The sequence below is a fragment of the Candidatus Protochlamydia sp. W-9 genome, assembly GCF_001950615.1.
GTDB classification, from domain to species: domain Bacteria; phylum Chlamydiota; class Chlamydiia; order Chlamydiales; family Parachlamydiaceae; genus Protochlamydia; species Protochlamydia amoebophila.
Genome location: NZ_BCPZ01000135.1, coordinates 1 through 1,280 on the forward strand (window position 1 = coordinate 1; position 1,280 = coordinate 1,280).

The 1,280-nt window shown below is 32.7% G+C and carries 1 pseudogene; it reads left to right on the forward strand.

Annotation, left to right across the window (positions count from 1 at the left end):
• Positions 1-715: 715 nt before the first annotated feature.
• Positions 716-1,280: pseudogene (locus BU804_RS04205) on the forward strand (transposase); the annotation flags it as partial.

Below are 1,280 nucleotides of genomic sequence, written 5' to 3' on the forward strand. Positions count from 1 at the left end.
AGGGGATTTAATTCTTGTTTTCGTTTTGCTACAGTTTGATAAATTTCCGTAGCGGTTTTATCCTTAATTCCAAATTTTTTGGCTGCATAAGTAGCCGTTGTTTCTCGGCAGCATTCGTAAATTTCATGCTCAAATCAATTTATATAATGCCGATATGGTGCAGCAAACGATAGTGGTTCCGTGAAAGTACATAAACAATCCCGTTCAATCAAACCCAAGTCTCTATAAATTTTTGGAGTAACATCAACTAACTTGGAAGTTGGCTTAAGACATGTTGGGCATAATTGCAAGTCGTACAGCGTTCTTACAAAAAGATGAGCTCTATCTTTTTGAATATCAATGCCTGTAAATTTTACCCTTTCTAATTTAATCAGTTTGGTTACATGATTGTTCTTTAGTATTTGATCGCTCTCCTAATTGCGTAGTAAACAATAAGGTGTGACAAATGCTAATTTTTTTAATTATTCTCAGCCTTCAAAAATTTATTTACCAAATAAATCTCCGAAGAACCTGAATTTTTAGAAATTTCAATATTTTCTTCAAGATTTTTATTTACAAACACAAATTTAATATATTTATTCCCAAGACGCTTTTCTATATTTTTTTCTGTTGTTTATTCTCATAAAAAACCAATAGAGAAATAGTCTACATTATCCTTGTTGGGTACTCAAGATTTGTTCAACTCACCTCTGAAGCATTTTTTTCTATATTTTGCTTGATCAAATTATATTGTAGTGTAGATGATTTTTGGAAGTCTTTTGAGCAGAAATGGAATAAACAGTTAATTGATCATGGCAAAACAAAGCGAGGACCTCAACCTGAATGATCGATACCAGAGAGGATGACAATTATCATTTTATTTCATCAATCAAATGATCGAACATTTAAGCACTTTTATAGGTATGTTACCAAATACTTAGTTAAAGAATTTCCAAACTCAATGAGTACTAGCCGCTTTGCTTATTTAAAGAAGAACCTTTTTGTTCCTCTATTGGCTTATCTTTTGGGCAAAAGAGGAGAAATCACAGGAATAGCTTTTATTGATTTTCCATCGATAGATATTTACCACAATAAACGCATAAAAAGAAACAAGGTCTTTAAAGGTTTCGCAAAGAGGGAAAAACAACTTCAGGGTGGTTTTTCGGGTTTAAATTGCCTCTCATGATCAATGAGAAAGGAGAAATTTTGGCTTTTCAGCTAACTCCTGGAAATGTTGCTGATGTTTCTATTGCCGAAACTTTGTCGAAAGGGTTTTTTGGGAAACTATTTGGTGATAAGGG